The sequence below is a fragment of the Methylocystis sp. genome (assembly GCF_046349115.1).
GTDB lineage: Bacteria > Pseudomonadota > Alphaproteobacteria > Rhizobiales > Beijerinckiaceae > Methylocystis.
The window spans coordinates 80001-96352 of the sequence record NZ_JAXMCX010000002.1 but is presented as its reverse complement, the minus strand read 5'-3'; the positions used below and the strand labels follow the sequence as shown (position 1 = coordinate 96352).

At 63.3% G+C, this 16352-nt stretch carries 17 protein-coding genes, 1 tRNA gene and 1 rRNA gene; 10 read left to right on the top strand and 9 right to left on the bottom strand.

Features of this window, described 5'->3' with window-relative positions; all coding sequences use genetic code 11:
- Positions 1–153: 153 nt before the first annotated feature.
- The 3 genes from U1E20_RS06225 to U1E20_RS06215 form a co-directional block, all read right to left on the bottom strand.
- Positions 154–372, bottom strand: a complete 219-nt coding sequence (locus U1E20_RS06225; protein WP_409979733.1) for a hypothetical protein — start codon at positions 370–372, stop codon at positions 154–156.
- Between the two features lie 42 nt (positions 373–414).
- Positions 415–1116 carry a hypothetical protein gene (locus U1E20_RS06220; protein WP_409979732.1) on the bottom strand — a complete coding sequence of 234 codons (702 nt, stop codon included), beginning with the start codon at positions 1114–1116 and terminating at the stop codon, positions 415–417.
- A 66-nt stretch (positions 1117–1182) separates the two neighbouring features.
- Entirely contained in the window at positions 1183–2463 is a 1281-nt protein-coding gene (locus tag U1E20_RS06215; protein ID WP_409979731.1) for a tyrosine-type recombinase/integrase, read from the bottom strand.
- A gap of 574 nt (positions 2464–3037) precedes the next feature.
- Between U1E20_RS06215 and U1E20_RS06210 the strand changes: the two genes are divergently transcribed.
- The 3 genes from U1E20_RS06210 (at position 3038) to U1E20_RS06200 (ending at position 4036) form a co-directional block, all read left to right on the top strand.
- Complete coding sequence (locus U1E20_RS06210) at positions 3038–3253, top strand: hypothetical protein (protein WP_409979730.1); 216 nt, start codon at positions 3038–3040, stop codon at positions 3251–3253.
- A gap of 139 nt (positions 3254–3392) precedes the next feature.
- Complete coding sequence (locus tag U1E20_RS06205) at positions 3393–3617, top strand: GCG_CRPN prefix-to-repeats domain-containing protein (protein WP_409979729.1); 225 nt, start codon at positions 3393–3395, stop codon at positions 3615–3617.
- A gap of 143 nt (positions 3618–3760) precedes the next feature.
- Positions 3761–4036, top strand: coding sequence for a hypothetical protein (locus tag U1E20_RS06200; protein WP_409979728.1), 276 nt, complete (start codon positions 3761–3763; stop codon positions 4034–4036).
- Between the two features lie 59 nt (positions 4037–4095).
- Here U1E20_RS06200 and U1E20_RS06195 read toward each other — a convergent pair whose 3' ends face one another.
- On the bottom strand, positions 4096–4299 hold the full coding sequence (locus U1E20_RS06195) for a hypothetical protein (RefSeq protein ID WP_409979727.1): 204 nt from the start codon (positions 4297–4299) through the stop codon (positions 4096–4098).
- Between the two features lie 233 nt (positions 4300–4532).
- On the opposite strand from U1E20_RS06195, the gene U1E20_RS06190 reads away from it, so the two are divergent.
- The 4 genes from U1E20_RS06190 (at position 4533) to cmk (ending at position 8360) form a co-directional block, all read left to right on the top strand.
- Positions 4533–6056: a PLP-dependent aminotransferase family protein gene (locus U1E20_RS06190; protein WP_409979726.1), complete on the top strand. Its 1524-nt coding sequence runs from the start codon at positions 4533–4535 to the stop codon at positions 6054–6056.
- A gap of 129 nt (positions 6057–6185) precedes the next feature.
- A tRNA-Gly gene (locus U1E20_RS06185) sits at positions 6186–6260 on the top strand.
- Positions 6261–6375: 115 nt separating this feature from the next.
- Positions 6376–7725, top strand: a complete 1350-nt coding sequence (aroA, locus tag U1E20_RS06180; RefSeq protein ID WP_409979725.1) for a 3-phosphoshikimate 1-carboxyvinyltransferase — start codon at positions 6376–6378, stop codon at positions 7723–7725.
- The gene (gene cmk, locus U1E20_RS06175) at positions 7722–8360 is read left to right on the top strand and encodes a (d)CMP kinase (RefSeq protein WP_409979724.1); all 639 of its coding nucleotides are present in this window, start codon (positions 7722–7724) and stop codon (positions 8358–8360) included. Before aroA ends, cmk begins: the two co-directional genes overlap by 4 nt.
- Positions 8361–8381: 21 nt before the next feature.
- Here cmk and U1E20_RS06170 read toward each other — a convergent pair whose 3' ends face one another.
- Positions 8382–9431, bottom strand: a complete 1050-nt coding sequence (locus tag U1E20_RS06170) for a helix-turn-helix transcriptional regulator (RefSeq protein ID WP_409979723.1) — start codon at positions 9429–9431, stop codon at positions 8382–8384.
- A 270-nt stretch (positions 9432–9701) separates the two neighbouring features.
- Positions 9702–9947, bottom strand: a complete 246-nt coding sequence (locus U1E20_RS06165) for a hypothetical protein (RefSeq protein ID WP_409979722.1) — start codon at positions 9945–9947, stop codon at positions 9702–9704.
- Positions 9948–10072: 125 nt separating this feature from the next.
- Between U1E20_RS06165 and gluQRS the strand changes: the two genes are divergently transcribed.
- Positions 10073–10987, top strand: coding sequence for a tRNA glutamyl-Q(34) synthetase GluQRS (gene gluQRS / locus U1E20_RS06160; protein ID WP_409979721.1), 915 nt, complete (start codon positions 10073–10075; stop codon positions 10985–10987).
- Here the strand turns inward: gluQRS and U1E20_RS06155 are convergent.
- Together U1E20_RS06155 and U1E20_RS06150 are read right to left on the bottom strand one after the other, a co-directional pair.
- Positions 10982–11344, bottom strand: coding sequence for a type II toxin-antitoxin system VapC family toxin (locus U1E20_RS06155; protein ID WP_409979720.1), 363 nt, complete (start codon positions 11342–11344; stop codon positions 10982–10984). The genes gluQRS and U1E20_RS06155 overlap by 6 nt on opposite strands.
- Complete coding sequence (locus U1E20_RS06150; protein ID WP_409979719.1) at positions 11341–11538, bottom strand: type II toxin-antitoxin system VapB family antitoxin; 198 nt, start codon at positions 11536–11538, stop codon at positions 11341–11343. Before U1E20_RS06150 ends, U1E20_RS06155 begins: the two co-directional genes overlap by 4 nt.
- A gap of 154 nt (positions 11539–11692) precedes the next feature.
- Between U1E20_RS06150 and U1E20_RS06145 the strand changes: the two genes are divergently transcribed.
- On the top strand, positions 11693–11959 hold the full coding sequence (locus U1E20_RS06145) for a phosphopantetheine-binding protein (RefSeq protein WP_409979718.1): 267 nt from the start codon (positions 11693–11695) through the stop codon (positions 11957–11959).
- 60 nt (positions 11960–12019) lie between these two features.
- Here U1E20_RS06145 and U1E20_RS06140 read toward each other — a convergent pair whose 3' ends face one another.
- The gene (locus U1E20_RS06140; RefSeq protein WP_409979717.1) at positions 12020–14038 is read right to left on the bottom strand and encodes a M23 family metallopeptidase; all 2019 of its coding nucleotides are present in this window, start codon (positions 14036–14038) and stop codon (positions 12020–12022) included.
- Positions 14039–14701: 663 nt separating this feature from the next.
- On the opposite strand from U1E20_RS06140, the gene U1E20_RS06135 reads away from it, so the two are divergent.
- Positions 14702–16187: ribosomal RNA gene (locus tag U1E20_RS06135) — 16S ribosomal RNA — on the top strand.
- The last annotated feature ends 165 nt before the right edge of the window (positions 16188–16352 follow it).

Here is a 16352-nt window from a genome sequence, read left to right as displayed (position 1 = left end):
CGGTCCGAGCGCGTGCAGTGCGGCGGCGAGATGTTGAAGGCGAATCGATTTTTCGCTATTGGAAGGATCGAGCCGGCCGCCAAGCTGCTCATTCCGAGGGTCGTTCCCGCATCGCGCGGGCGCGGCCCTCGCCGCTTTTGAGGGGCTCATTTCTCAAGCGGCCTCCGACGTGGAATGGATCGGGGCGCTCATGCGCGACAACGCCCATTCGTCGAGCGCAGCGGGCTCATAGACGACGATGCGTCCGATCTTGCGGAAAGCAGGCCCGCCGCCGATGACCGCCAACTTGGCGAGCGTTTTGGGGGAGCCGTGACCGTATCGCATTTTGAGATATTCTGCCGCTTCCGTGCGGCGCAGGAATTTTGTATTCATTGTCGCCTTCCTGAGATGGAGCGACCCTTCAATTACGGCCGGTTACTCGTTGGCCAAACGTGGGCTTTTAAACGAGACGGATTTGTCCACAGGGACAGCGACCGCAAAATATTGGAGGTATAGCTTCAAACCCTCGTCGAGCGCCGTGCTCTCCGCCAGTTTGGCGCGCTTCAAAATGTCAGTGGCGAAGGCGTCTGGCCCGGGCTCATTTTCGCGTTTGAACGCGTTGCTCCATCCGCGAATTGTATCGGCCGTAAATTCAAATCCACTGTTCTCGAATTTGGCGACACAGAGGCGCAACGCGACGCTTTCCTTAAGCTCTACGCCTTCCTTCATTAAATGCTCGGCTTGAACGGCGCGAACCGTGCCAACAACTACGATGTGCGATAATTTTCCAAGCTCGTCAGGCGACTGGCGGTTTGGACGAAATGCCGAACGAATTCCGGCGATATGTTTCGCGATCGGATGCGTTTTACCCGTGGTCAGATAGTCGAGAATTCCGTATGCTTCTCGCATGCCGCTGGCAGCAATATCGTCGGAAAGCGGTGTGACCGCTTTCATGTGCTGGTCCAGAAGCTTCCGGATCAGCGCGAGGCCGTTCGCGCATTGACGGACTTCACGGTCGGGCTTGCCAGGAGGCGGCTGTGACTGATCGGAAATTGCCCACTTGTAAAGTTTGACGACGGAACGAGCAAAATCGCCTTTGTCTTCAGGCGCTGGCGTGGTAATTTTTTTATCAGCCATGCGAAGCTCCATTTCGCTTGGTTCCTGGCCCGGCTGGCGTTGTGAGCGCCTTGCCGGGCCGATTTATCAGGCGGACCCTCCGCCAGATTTCGTGAAGGGCAAAACGTCGCCCGTATGCTCGTCGATCGCTCGCGCAATGCGCTCCGATGTCTTGTCAGCGGCAGCTATAAGCGCGGCGTCGGGACGCCGGATGTAGTGACGGGCCGTCACACCGCGCCGAGCGTGCCCGAGCAATTCGCCGATCGTCGCGTCGCCATACCCTTCGTCGGCCGCCATGCTGGCGAACGTCCGGCGCAGATCATGCGAGCGCGCATCGGCAAGGCCGGCGGCGTCGAAAGCATCCGCAATCTGTTTCTTGAGGTCTGTGCTTCCGGTCCCGTCGCGGTTGGGGAACACGAAGGCCGTGGAGCGTGGCAGGGCGGCGAGCAAATCGAGGGCCGGCTTCCCGATAGGGCGCATCGACCGGCCCGTCTTCGTCGCTTCGAGGCGCAGGCAACCCGTGGAAAAATCGATTTCGCTCCAGCGCAGGCCACAAGCTTCCTCGCGGCGAAGGCCGGTGAGCGCAATTAAGCGAAGGGCGGCCGTCGCGGCCGGATATTGCTCCGAGCGCTCGCGCAATATGGCGCCGAGCCGAGCGAGTTCGTCGCCTGACAATGTGCGGTCTTTTGCCTCGCCGCGATGCTTTTCTACGCCTCGCGCCGGGCTTTGCCCGCTGACCAGGCCGCGCCGGTCGGCCCAAGTCCACAGGCCGCCGAGCAATTCGACCGTTCGCGCCGCCGTGGCGGGGCCGCCTTCGACGACCGCCTTGCCGCGCGGACCGGTCACGAAGGTTCCGGCGGTCTTTCCCGCGGCGATGTCGTCGGCCATCCGCTGAACGTCGGAGCGCGAGAGTTTTCCGGCGACTTTGCGGCCGATCAACGGGACGATATGGCGACAGATGCGGCCTTCGTCGATCGCAATCGTGGAGGCGCGCTTGGGCTTGCCAAATCTGGTCATGACGAGTCCGGCGCGCGCCGCCTCGAGGTATTGGGCGCAAAGCTCTTCGACTGTCAGGGCGCTCCGCTCCTCATGGCGCTTGGCCGAGGGGTCGCCGCCGTCGTGGACTTCGGCCAGGAGCCTGCGCGCCTTAACGCGCGCTTCGTCCGGCGTGAGAGTGCCGACGCGGGCGAAGGCGAAGCGACGGGTCGCGCCCTGGGGCGTGCGATATTGGATCAGCCAGGACGCCGCGCCGGACGGCTTCATGCGAACGCCAAAGCCGCGAAGCTCGCTGTCCCAAGCCCACACGTCGCGGTCTGGATCGGGCTTTAGCGCGGCGATGACGCGCTTGGTCAGCTTATCCTTTGACATTGGAGAGGGCCTTTTGTCAGCTTTGTCAGTGGCCCCTATAGGCGTTTTTGGGGACAGGGGGCTTGCCATCGGTGTCGGTGGAGCAGAGCGGGGAAGCTCCGGGGAAGCGAGCGGGGGAAACCGTCACCTATCCCGAGTAAATGTTGGTAACGGAGAGATAAAGCTGATTCAGTATGATGTCAACGTCGGCGAAGCCTGGGGAAGCGCGAGAATACATGGGAAACGCTGCTACCATTACGTTGACATCGTAGGGGTCACAGGTTCAATCCCTGTCGCGCCCACCATTCAAGCGGCCCGGTCGAGGGTTCGCTCATCGTCGCGAAGCACCGAGAACTTTGGCGCGAACTGGAGACGCGGCGATCGCCGTCCGGCGAGCGAGAGACGGCTTGCTTCCCACATACGACCGCCGAACGCTCGGTCGCTCAAACACTTGCCCGCACAATCGAACATGAGCGAGCCGGCGTTGCGCGCGCGAGCGTCAAGATGTCCATCTGACTGAGGCTTTACCCTTAAATTCAATATATTACGTGGAACTTCGGACAAGCCGGTTCGTTTAGGTGTCAGGAGGTTGGTCATGTATCCGGCCAATCAAACCGACGACGATCGGTTCTCGCTGGTGATCCAGCGGGAAGTGGGAATGGCGCTGCGATTGTCGTTCGAGGCAGTTACCCGCGAGCCGCTGCCCGAACGAATGGTCCTTTTGCTGTTGCAGCTGGCTTTGGCCGAGTCGCTCGGACTCGCCGCCGCTGAGGACGGGGCGGAAGGCGAGGCCGGGCGAAACGAGGATTAGCGCGCCGACTTCGTTATCTTCGCTTGGACGCCGCTTAACCGCGATCTTCGCCGGTTCTGGCTCATTACGCCGATTGGCGATACCGTCTCGCGGCCAGGTCACTCGACCGATAGGCGACAAGCGCGAAGGACTGTCTCTAATGACTTACAAAAAACTGCTGGGCGCCGCAGCGCTCAGCGCGAGTCTAGCGTTCTCGTTCATTCCGGAGGCGGACGCCATGCCGATTCAGGCGCCGGACAATTCGCAGAGTTCTGTGCATCTCGTCTATGGCGGCTGCGGCCCCTATGGGCATCGAGGGCCTTGGGGCGGATGCCGTCGGGGCGGCCAATGGAGCGGCTGGCGGCGCGGTTGGCGCCGCTGGTGAGCGTAAGCGCTTGATGACGCATTCGCCCGCTCTTCGGGCATAGCAATCGCAGGGCGAGGCTTTTCGCTCGGTTCGGATTGCCTCGCTCGATTCCCCCGTCCATAGCTGCCTCCGCCTCGAACCGGGCCAGAGTGGAGGAGTTCATGGACCTGCCCAACATTGACCCGTTGATCGGGATCGGCGTCGCCGCTTCGACCGCGATCACCGACGCGGTCTATGTGTTCTTCAACGCCGCCGTGTCCGAACGCCGGCGCGTGGCCGCCGCCAGCTGGAGCAGCGTCTGGTATCTGCTCTCGGCCTTTGCTGTGATCAGCTACACCTCGAACTGGGCGTACGTGGCCTTTGCGGCGGTCGGCGCATGGATCGGCGGCTTCCTGTCGATCACGGTTCTGAACCGCCTTGTGCCCCGGCGCAAATAGAAATTCCGCGCAAAAAAAGCGCCGCTTGCGCGGCGCCGAATTACGCAAATGTCGGGGGTTCAGTCGCGCAGGACGGTCTCGCCTGCATTTTGGATCAACAATAGGGGCAGGCGCTTGCCGGCCGCGCTGGCGACGCTCATTTTCCGCTCGTCGCTCACGAGGCCGCGGGCCTTTGGCGCCGGAGCGAAATGGGTGGCGAGGCCCAGGGCGAGAAAGCCGACCCAAAACGCCAGCGGCATGAGGCGCGAGTTCGAAAACGGCATTTCCGGTCTCCATGGATCATTTGGGCGCTCTCAATGCGCCATCGCAAGATTGCGCAATCCGCTGTCGAGCAAAAGCGCCAGGAAAGAGAAAGCGGATGGCGCCAGACCCAAACTTTTTTCTGGCCGGCGGCATCGCCTGCAAGCCGCCTTGTTTGGCGCCAAAGCTTACATTCCCTGTGGACCTATGCGCGTTAAATAAAGCCGCATTAGCCTGCGCCCAGGAGAGTGCAGCGATGAGCTTTACGACCACGGATCGCCCGGCGCCCGTCGTTAAGAGCGGGCATGTGCAATTGTCGATCATTCTGGCCGAGTCGGAGAAGACCACGCTCCAGAACCAGATTTTCGACCAGATCCGCTCGATGATCCTCAATGGTCAGCTCAAGGGCGACGATCCGATGCCGACGACGCGCGAATTGAGCAGCCAGCTCGGCGTGTCGCGCAACACGGCGGTTCTCGCTTATGAGCGGCTGATCGCCGAGGGCTATATCCGCACCAAGCCCTATGTCGGCACCTTCGTCTCGCCCGACCTGCCGGATACGGCGTTTCTCTCGGCTGGGCGCCGCGCGCCCCCGGCGGCAGAGCAGGGCGCCGCCGACGAAGCGCCGCCGCCCTGCGGCGCCTTGCGCACCCATCGCCTCGCCGATCCTGAGCGGCGCCGTCTTGCCGCCGATTTCTGGGTCGGCCGGCCCGACGCGCGATCCTTTCCGCTCAAGGCCTGGTCGCACCACATCAAGAACCGCCTGAAGGCGGTCGGCTCGAATCTGACGAGCTACAGCGATCCCGCCGGACTGATGGAGTTGCGGCGCGCGATCGCCAAACATCTCGCGCCGGCGCGTGGCGTCATCGCCGATCCGGATCAGATCATCATCGTCGGCGGCTGCCAGGACGGCTTCAACTTGGTCGGGCGGCTGCTGGTGACGCCGGGCTGCGCCGCCGTCGTCGAATCCCCCTGCTATCAGGGCGCGGCCTTCGTGCTCGAAAGCCTCGGCGCGACGCTTCACCCCGTTCCCGTCGACCAGGACGGGCTCGACGTGTCGCTGCTGCCGAAAACGACAGGCGCCGTCGCCTATGTGACGCCCTCGCATCAATATCCGATCGGCGTGACCATGAGCCTGCAGCGCCGGCTCGAACTCCTCGCCTGGGCGACGCAATATGACGCCTATGTGATGGAGGACGACTATGACAGCGACTTTCGCTTCATCGGCTCGCCGCTGACCGCGCTCAAGGGCCTCGATCGCAATGAGCGCGTCATCTATCTCGGCACTTTCTCGAAATGCATGGGGCCGGGACTGCGTCTCGGCTATGTCGTGCTGCCCCGTCGACTCGCCGAGGCCGGTCGTCGGATGAAAATGCTGATGAACAATGGCCAGAGCTGGCTCGAACAGGCGGCGATGGCGGATTTCATGACGAGCGGCGAATTCGGCCGCCATTTGCGGCGCATCCGCCAGCTCTATCGCGATCGGCGCGACGCGCTGCTGAATGCGCTCAAGAATCACTTTGGCGATTGCGAGATTTACGGCGATCAGGCCGGCATGCATCTCGTGTGGAGACTGCCGGACGGCTTTCCGGACGCCGCCGAAGTCGAGAGGCGGGGACTCGCCGCCGGCGTCGGCGTCTGTTCGCTGGCGACCGGCTCGGCGCTGCGCTTCGACGAAAATGACGGCGGCGACCGGCTGCTGATGCTCGGCTTCGTCGCGCTCACCGAAAAAGAGATCGAGAATGGCGTCGCGCGCCTCGCGCAGGCGCTGAAGGCGTAACGCAACCCTCTCCCATCGGGAAAGGGTGGCTGCGAAGCAGCCGGGTGAGGGGGGCCCTCGCAGGACCGAGCCAAGCCGGCATCGATGCTCCGTTGAAACCGATCGCCCGCCGCGTTACACAAGACGGGCGCGGGCGTAGTTCAGGGGTAGAACGTCAGCTTCCCAAGCTGAATGTCGTGGGTTCGATTCCCATCGCCCGCTCCAATTTTCGTCAACAGGCGAGAAAAGCGCGGCGCGGCGCCGGCCGCCGCCTGTTGAGCATATTCGCCAAAAGTGCGAAGCGGGTGGCGATTGAATCGCGCTTCATCCGAAAGTGACCATGTCCAACGCCGCCGTCCATGCTCACGCGCCCGCCGCGCCGCTCAGCGCCCATAAGTCTGGGCCGCTTTTCGGCCGCGTGCGGCCGCCGGGCGACAAATCGGTCTCGCATCGCGCGCTGATCTTCGGCCTGCTGGCGATCGGCGAAACCAGGATCGAAGGGCTGCTCGAGGGCGACGACGTGCTGCGCACGGCGCAGGCCTGCCGCGCGCTCGGCGCGAAAATCCTGCGCCATGCCGAGGGGCGCTGGAGCGTCTGGGGCGCCGGGCTCGGCTCGCTGCTGCAGCCCGCCGAGACGCTCGATTTCGGCAATGCCGGGACCGGCTCGCGGCTGATGATGGGCGTCGTCGCCGGTCATCCGATCGTCGCGCGCTTCGACGGCGACGCTTCGCTGCGCAAGCGGCCGATGAAGCGCATCCTCGATCCGCTCGCGTTGCAGGGCGCGCAGGTGTTGGAGGAGGCCGAGGGCGGCCGGCTGCCGCTAGTGCTGCAAGGATCGAGCGAACCCTTGCCGGTCGAATATAAGACGCCAGTGGCCTCGGCGCAGATCAAATCCGCGGTGCTGCTCTGCGGGCTGAATTCGCCCGGCCAGACGACGGTGATCGAGGCCGAGGCGTCGCGCGATCACACCGAGAAAATGCTGGCGCATTTCGGCGCCAAGGTGACGAGCGAATCTTACGGCGCGCATGGACGGAAGGTCACGCTCGACGGGCGTCCGGAGCTTTTGGCGCGCGAGGTGCGGGTTCCGGCCGATCCGTCGTCCGCCGCCTTTCCGCTCGTCGCCGCGCTGATCGTCGAGGGCTCCGACATTGTCATCGAAGGCGTGATGACCAATCCGCTGCGCAGCGGGCTCTTGACGACGCTGCTGGAAATGGGCGCCGATATCGCCATGGAGAACCGGCGCGAGGAGGGCGGCGAGGAAGTCGCCGACATGCGCGTCCGCGCCTCTCGTCTGAAAGGCGTCGACGTGCCGGCCGAGCGGGCGCCCTCGATGATCGACGAATATCCGATCCTCGCCGTCGCCGCGTCTTTCGCGCAGGGCGAGACGCGGATGCGTGGACTGTCCGAATTGCGGGTGAAGGAATCTGACCGGCTGGAGGCGGTCGCCGCCGGTCTCAAAGCCAATGGCGTCGATTGCGAAATCGTCGGCGACGATCTCATCGTGCGCGGCGGCCGGGTCGCCGGCGGCGGCATGGTCGAGACCCATCTCGATCATCGCATCGCCATGAGCTTTCTCGTCATGGGGCTCGCGGCGGAGCAGGCGGTCGCGGTCGACGACGAGACGATGATCGCGACGAGTTTTCCGGCCTTTCGCGCGCTGATGGAGCGGCTCGGAGCGCGCTTCTCGTGAGCTTCGTCATCGCCATCGACGGCCCCGCCGCGTCGGGGAAGGGCACGCTGGCGCGCCGGCTCGCGGCCCATTTCGGCCTGCCGCATCTCGACACCGGATTGCTCTATCGGGCGACCGCCTGCGCGCTTCTGGACGAGGGCTTGCGGCTCGACGATGTCGAGGCCGCGGTGGCGGCTGCACGCAGCCTGTCGCTGGTCGATTTCGACGAGTCTCGGCTGCGGGCGCGCGACATGGGCGAGGCGGCCTCGGTGGTCGCCGCCATGCCGGCGGTGCGCGCCGCGCTCATCGACATGCAGCGCGGCTTCGCGTCGCGTCCGGAAGGCGCCGTCCTCGACGGACGCGACATCGGCACGGTGATCTGCCCCGACGCGACGGTAAAGATTTTCGTCACGGCCGCGCCGGAGACGCGGGCGCAGCGCCGCGCGCTGGAGCTGGCGCGCGCCGGCGAAGCGGCCGACTACGCCGCCATTCTCGAAGATGTGAGGAAGCGCGACGCGCGCGACAGCGCCCGCAGCGCCGCGCCGCTGAAGCCGGCCGCCGACGCGGTGACGCTCGATACGACCGACCTCGATATTGAGGAAGCATTCGCCGCGGCCCTCGCGATCGCCGAAAAAGGTCGGGTCACGGGACGATAATTCGCGGTGCGTCGGCGGTCGTCAGTCGGTTGGCGCATCAATATCGCGGCGCTTCGGCCATTCGACAGGAAAATGCGGCTGCGCAGCGAGCAACGCGGCGAGCTCGGACTGGCGGCTCGATCCCGTCTTGGCGAAGACCGATTTAATCTGTGTGCGAACGGTCGCCACCGTGACGGCCTGTCGGCTAGCGATCTGATTGACGGTTAATCCTTCGGCGACGCCGCTCGCGACCCGCGCTTCCGCCGGAGTGAGGTCGAACAGACCCTGGATGACCGTGACATTGGCTGCGGACGAGCCAAGCGGCGTGAGCGCCAGCACGCCGAACCCGCCGTCGAAAAGATCGCGCGCCTCGCCCGTTGTCGGGACCAGATGAACCACGACCGGAGCGCCAGCTTTCCCTTTCGCGGGAAAAGAGCGGACGGATGTTGCGGCCGGATCGGCAATCTCTGTTAGGGCTACTTGTAGTAGCGCATTGGCTCCAGGATCGACGAAGGCGAAGCGATCCCTCGGCAGCCATCTGACATGCGACGTCATTGTCTCGAAAAGCGCGTTGGCGGCCAAGGTCGTACCCTGCGCATCTAGAATTGCCGCAGGGAGCCCAATCATTTCTAACGCATCGGCTGCGGCGCGCAGCCGCTCCAGTCGCCAGCGGGCGGCTAGCAGGCCCGCCCGCGCGAGATGTGGGCGGAAGGCGTCGAGGCGGCAAAGGTCCGCATGGGTAAATCGAGGCTCGCCACTGCGGCGATTTATCTGGACCACCACTAAATCGCCAGTCGGAACAGGGATGGCGGTGGCGGTGGCATGGTGGAGACCGGCGGGCGTGCCCCATTCTGTCATCATCGGATCGGCAAGATATTCTTCTTCGCTAAACACTTCCATTGCGTCGACAAAGCCCGCTCGGTTAAAGGCGAGGAGACGGGCGGTGGCTTGACTGCGTGCAGCTGGGCCCGTCAAATATGCGTCGGCTCCCGGCTTGATCGCGTCCGAATAACGCCAGCCGATCCAGGCGTCGGCCCGCCGGGTGAGGATAATGCCGCCGGCAGCATCGACAGATCGAGCGAGGTCGTGCATGACCCGGGGCCATAAATCAGGCTTCGCTGCAGCTCGATATATATCGTCCACGACGGACTCGAAATTTGGCATCGCTCAGCCTGAACGCCTCATCCTGAGTGACCGAAGCGTCGCGTCGACGTCGGAGTCCGTGGTCTCGTCCGCCATTGACCCGCCCAGGTCACACCGGAGCTTCTTCAATGGGCTGCGGCGGAAAACACTGCGTCGTCGCAAGCAGGCGACAATCTGCGACTTCATGTTCGAGCCCGTCATTGTGACGACCGACTTCACCTAGCTGCGAACCGTGCTCAACTTCACATTATGCCGTTCGGCGGGGTGACCGAGCGTCAGCCCTTCGGCGAGGCTCCCGGCGACGCGAGCCTCGGTCGGCGTTAGATCGAAGAGAATTTGGACCAATGCGGCGTCCGGCGCGCTCCGCCGCGCGAGCGGCGTGACGTCATGCATGATCCGCGGCCAGCGCTCAGCCTCGGCCGCGGCTTCATAGATATTCTCGACGAGCGAATCGAAGTCTGGCATGCGCATTTCCAATAGCGTAAAGAGTTTAACTCAACATTTTGAAGCAGAGGCCGGCGCTCGTCCACCTGACGCGGTGACGTTCGATCAATTCGCCAGCCGCCAGGGGCGGCCTCGCCAAGTCGCTGATGATCATCGAAAAACAACGGGTCTTCCGCTTTGCGCCGTCGCCGAACGGCTATCTGCATCTCGGTCATGCCTATTCCGTGCTGTTGAATTTTGATCTCGCGCGGCAGTGCGGCGGGCGCCTGCTTCTGCGCATCGAGGATATCGACACGGGCCGCGCCCGTCCTGAGTTCGAGGCGGCGATTTATGAAGACCTCGGCTGGCTGGGGATCGAGTGGGAGCGGCCGGCGCGCCGCCAGTCCGACCATTTCGATGACTATGCCCATGCGCTCGAGCGGCTGGACGCGATGGGTCTCCTCTACGCCTGCGACTGCAGACGTTCGGACATCGCCCGGGCGACGGAAGGCACGCCGGACTGGCCGCGCGATCCGGACAGCTCGCCGCTTTATCCCGGAACATGCCGCGCCAAACCGCGCCGCGCCGCGCGCGAGGCGCTCGCGGCAGGCGGCGTCGCGTTGCGGCTCGACATGGACGAAGCGTCCGCGCGCGCTGGGCAGGGGCTGAAGTGGCGTGAATTCGGCGCGCTCCGGCCGTCAATTCGAGCAGGCGTAGCCGACGAAGCAATCCGGTCGAGCCGCGAGGGGAGAGGGCTTGTTCCGGCCGACCCGGCGCGATGGGGCGACGTGGTCCTCGCGCGCAAGGACACGCCGGCGAGCTATCACATCGCCGTCGTCGTCGACGATGCGCTGCAGGGCGTGACCGATGTCGTGCGCGGCCGGGACCTGTTTGAGGCGACCAGCCTGCACCGCCTGCTGCAGCGATTGCTCGACCTGCCGGCGCCGGACTATCGGCACCATGATCTCATTCTGGACGAGAAGGGCCAGAAACTGGCGAAGAGTATGGCGCCGACGGCGCTGCGCGCCTTGCGCGCCGACGGCTGGACGCCGGCCGACGTGCGCCGGCGGATAGGGCTATAGAATAGGAATTTCGAGGCGCTCGGCGACCGCTTGCAGTCGCTTGTCCCGAGTCCATAGCGATGCGGGGGCGGCGAGCAGGGCGCTCGCGAGAAGATGGGCGTCGACGTATCCGATGCCCGCACTGAACAGCGACCGCCGGTCGATCAATTCCATGACCTCGTCATAGTCGGCGAGCGGCGCCCTCGGAAGGTCGCGCAAGAGCGACAGCGCCATATTCCGATTGATGAAATTGCCGAGCGCGAGCTCGCCGATGACGAATGCGTGGGTCAAAACCTGCGCGCCATTCAGCAACGCGGCGAGCCGAAAATCCGGCCGGCGGAAATGGTCGATCCATATCGAACTGTCGACGAGAATCACTTCGGAGCCGACCGCCGTCTCGGTATGTCCTTGAGTTGCGGCTCCGTGCCGCCGAGAAGCGCCAGTCTTCGGGCGCTTTCCCGTTCAATGAGCGCCTTGAGCGCCTCCCGGATCAGCGCAGACTTTTCCGTAAGTCCAGTGAAATCCTGCGCTTTCGCGACGAGCTCATCGTCGAGCGCAACCGTCGTACGCATGCGCAGCCCCCTCGATAGGCACGAAAAATAACATCAAACGATGCTAATATCAATGCGGCAAACCGTGTCGAGGCTGTGCGTCGCCGCACGAACATTTGCGCGGACTCCCGCTAGCTTTTGATCATTGAGTTCTGAAGCGCCACGGGAGAGCGAAATGTTCGAGATCATTCAAAGCCTGATCGACCAGGAAGCCCAAATCCGCATTCCGGCGTCGCATCTGACGCCGCGCGCGAATCTCTATGAGCTGGGAATGACGCCCTATACGGCGATCCGTCTGCTGCTCGCGGTCGAGCGCGAATTCCGTATCGAATTCCCGCGCGACTCGCTCAATCGGGAGACGATGGCGACGATCGAAAATATCGTCCGCCGGGTTCGGGACAGCCAGTTCGTTCCGGCTTACGAGTGGCGCGACGCCGCCTGAGAAGACGCCGCTCGCCTCGCCCGCGCAAGGCGTTAATTGCAAAAACCATTTCGAGTAAAGCTATTTCGTCTGGCGAGTCGCGACCTTGGCGTCGCTATTGGGCGCCCTCGCCATGAGCCCATCGATGCGGTCGCGCTCTTTCTTGAAGTCGACGAGAAGCCGGCCTTCGATTTCACGCGTGCGCGCCAGCTTGACGCGCATCGGATCGACGAAATGGCCATTGACCATCACCTCGTAATGGAGGTGCGGTCCGGTGGACAATCCGGTCGAGCCGAGGAAGCCGATGACCTGACCCTGTTTGACCCGCGAGCCTTCCCTCACGCTGCGCGCAAAGCCCGACATGTGATTGTAGGTGGTGATGTAGCCGTTGGCGTGCTGGATTTCGACCCGGCGCCCATAGCCCGAATCCCACTGCGCCTTGATGATCGTGCCATTGCCGGCCGCCAGGATGGGCGTGCCGATCGACGCCGCCCAATCGACGCCCGTATGCATCTTGTAGTAGCCGAGGATCGGATGGCGGCGCATGCCGAAGCCGGAGCGCGTTTCGCCACTCGCAATTGGCTTGCGCACCAGGAATTTCCGGCTCGAACGGCCGTTCTCGTCGTAATAGTCGAGGAGCCCGTCGTCGGGCGTGAAGAAGCGGTAATATCGATACGACTCGGTACGGGTGGTCAGCGAGGCATAGAGCAGCGCGTCGCGTCCGACGGCCATCCCCTCATCCGCTTCGTCGTAGAAGACATCGAAGGAGTCGCCGGCGGCGACGGCGCGTTGGAGATCGACGTCATTAGCGAAAACCCGCACCAGCTCATTGATGATCGGTCGCGGAATTTGCTGCTTGAGGGCGGTTTCGTAGAGGGAGTCGTAAAGGCGCATCGCGCCTTCGTCCTCGTCCATCTCGTTTCGCGACTTTGACCCGCCTTCCGAGGCGAAGGACGAGGGGCCGGTCGGCGTTTGCACGAATGCGCCCTTGTCGGTCGCGGCGACGATCGATTCGATCGTTTCGTCGGTATAGACCGAGACGCGGGCGAGCTGCATGTTCTTGCCCGATCCGTCGAAATCCGCGAACAGCAGCTTGACTCGCTGGCCCTCGCGCACCGGCTCGCCGCGCCTGTCCTTGAAGGCGGCGGCGACCATGGCGGCGCGGGACTGAGGCACGCCGCCGGCGTCCAGAACGTCGAAAAGCGTCTGTCCGCGTTTAACGACGACGAGCTTCTCCTCCATTTGCGTCGGCTGCGGCGTGTCGCGCGGGGCGACGGTGACGTTTTCCGCCACCATGCGCACTTCGATTCCGGAGAAGGGCGTCGTGAGATTCCCGCCCGGCGTCGCATAGGCGAGCGCCAGCGGGTCGATCGCCGCGCGGCTGGTGCGCGTCAGCAGCATCTGGCCGGGCAGGGGCAGCGCCGAGGCCTGCGGTCCAGCGGCGAGGCTGGATTTGACCTGTTCGACGACCTGCGCCTGCGCTTCGGCGAGGGTGAGCTGAGCGCTCTGCGTCGTGACCGTGAATGCAGCCAGATCATGGGTTTCGAACGACACTTCCGCCTGATCCGGCGCGAGATCGGCCTCGGCGGCGTTTTCGGGGGCGCGGGCGTCGGTAATCAGCTTGAGCGGATTATAGGCCGGCACTTCGCTCGCGAAGGTCGAGGGCGCGAGCGAGAGCGTCGCGGCCACTCGGGTGAAGGCGCGGGTGCGCACGACCTCCTTCTCGCCAGCGCGCGAGGTGGTGGCGGTCTTGAAGGTCTGCTTGGCCGCGACGACGTCGACCGCCCGCATCAGCCGGTCGCCTTTCTTGGGATTGACGGTCTGCTGCTCTTCGGAGTCGGCGCCGCGGGCCGTCTGCGCGCGGGTCGGCGCCTCGGCGAAGCGGGTCTGTTGATCGAGCGCCGTATAGGCCGCGGCGCTGATCAGCAGCGCGCCGGACAGCCCGGTCAGCACCGTGCCGGAGAGCCAGCGCGTCGAGACGCGCCGCCGGTCGTCCGGCGTATGGCGACGGCCGTCAACCTCGATCGCGGGTTCGTCGCCCAACCAGTCGGGGCCGCCTTGCGCCGCGGGGACGAGGCGGCCGGTCATCTGCACTGCCATTCAATCTAGCCGTTACGTTTCTCTTGTTGGTTTGGGGAGAGGCGTCCTGGCCGCCTTCTCCCGCGCCCCGCCGTCAGCGACCTCTGTCGACTGGCGGTTTCGTCTGGCGCGCCTTAGCTCTTGCGCCGATGCTCAAATATTGCGCCCGGTTCGTCAAACTGACGGATAGGACGAAGCCTCGCCATTATGGCTCTATTGCGGCGGAGGGTAACCCCCCTTGTCCACCGGCTAACGCCATGAAAATCAGGGACTCCCCGGGGTCGCGACGAAATTGTAAAGTTTTTTTAGAACCGTGTTGACACCCGAAAGGCAGCCGAATATATACCAATCCATCGACGGCGGCGCTGCCAACGTGCAGCGAACGGTGTCGCTTCTTCGTCTGACGGCAGGAACCAGCCACCCGGCTGATTGGTCGGGACGAAGACGCTTCGCCGGAAAAGCGCGAGCTTTTCGCCTCAGTAATGCGCTGTTTGACAATCGAATCGGAAGAAAGAGAAACGTGGACGGCGGAGGTCCTTGCGGACCGCCTCTCCTCGGAGAGCGGTCGATGAGACACTCTGACGGTCACGTATTCTAAGTACACCATTGTCTTCATCGTCGTGAGACGAGAAGGCGAGTGTGCTTGGGACTCGTCAAGAGAAGTGACCAGTCAGGACAAATCTCAAACTTGAGAGTTTGATCCTGGCTCAGAACGAACGCTGGCGGCAGGCCTAACACATGCAAGTCGAACGCCCTAGCAATAGGGAGTGGCAGACGGGTGAGTAACGCGTGGGAACGTACCCTTCGGTTCGGAATAAGCCGGGGAAACCTGGTCTAATACCGGATACGTGCGAGAGCAGAAAGATTTATCGCCGAAGGATCGGCCCGCGTCCGATTAGCTAGTTGGTGAGGTAATGGCTCACCAAGGCGACGATCGGTAGCTGGTCTGAGAGGATGATCAGCCACACTGGGACTGAGACACGGCCCAGACTCCTACGGGAGGCAGCAGTGGGGAATATTGGACAATGGGCGCAAGCCTGATCCAGCCATGCCGCGTGAGTGATGAAGGCCCTAGGGTTGTAAAGCTCTTTCGCCAGGGACGATAATGACGGTACCTGGATAAGAAGCCCCGGCTAACTTCGTGCCAGCAGCCGCGGTAATACGAAGGGGGCTAGCGTTGTTCGGAATCACTGGGCGTAAAGCGCACGTAGGCGGATCTTTAAGTCAGGGGTGAAATCCCGAGGCTCAACCTCGGAACTGCCTTTGATACTGGGGATCTCGAGTCCGGGAGAGGTGAGTGGAACTGCGAGTGTAGAGGTGAAATTCGTAGATATTCGCAAGAACACCAGTGGCGAAGGCGGCTCACTGGCCCGGTACTGACGCTGAGGTGCGAAAGCGTGGGGAGCAAACAGGATTAGATACCCTGGTAGTCCACGCCGTAAACTATGGATGCTAGCCGTTGGGGAGCTTGCTCTTCAGTGGCGCAGCTAACGCTTTAAGCATCCCGCCTGGGGAGTACGGTCGCAAGATTAAAACTCAAAGGAATTGACGGGGGCCCGCACAAGCGGTGGAGCATGTGGTTTAATTCGAAGCAACGCGCAGAACCTTACCAGCTTTTGACATGCCCGGTATGATCGTCAGAGATGACTTTCTTCCCGCAAGGGGCCGGTGCACAGGTGCTGCATGGCTGTCGTCAGCTCGTGTCGTGAGATGTTGGGTTAAGTCCCGCAACGAGCGCAACCCTCGCCCTTAGTTGCCATCATTCAGTTGGGCACTCTAGGGGGACTGCCGGTGATAAGCCGCGAGGAAGGTGGGGATGACGTCAAGTCCTCATGGCCCTTACAGGCTGGGCTACACACGTGCTACAATGGCGGTGACAATGGGATGCGGAAGGGCGACCTCGAGCAAATCTCAAAAAGCCGTCTCAGTTCGGATTGCACTCTGCAACTCGAGTGCATGAAGGTGGAATCGCTAGTAATCGCAGATCAGCACGCTGCGGTGAATACGTTCCCGGGCCTTGTACACACCGCCCGTCACACCATGGGAGTTGGTTTTACCCGAAGGCGTTTCGCCAACCGCAAGGGGGCAGGCGACCACGGTAGGGTCAGCGACTGGGGTGAAGTCGTAACAAGGTAGCCGTAGGGGAACCTGCGGCTGGATCACCTCCTTTCTAAGGATGATCCTTTATGGCGACGGCCCTTCGGCCCGAGCCTATCGGATCTCTTCAGAACAAAACGGCCAGTCAGGCCGATCATGCGGGACAGCCGCCGTCTTCGTTTCTCTTTCTTCATCAAGGACGAGCCCGCCCGGCGCAGGGCGCGGGGCGCAGCATTGC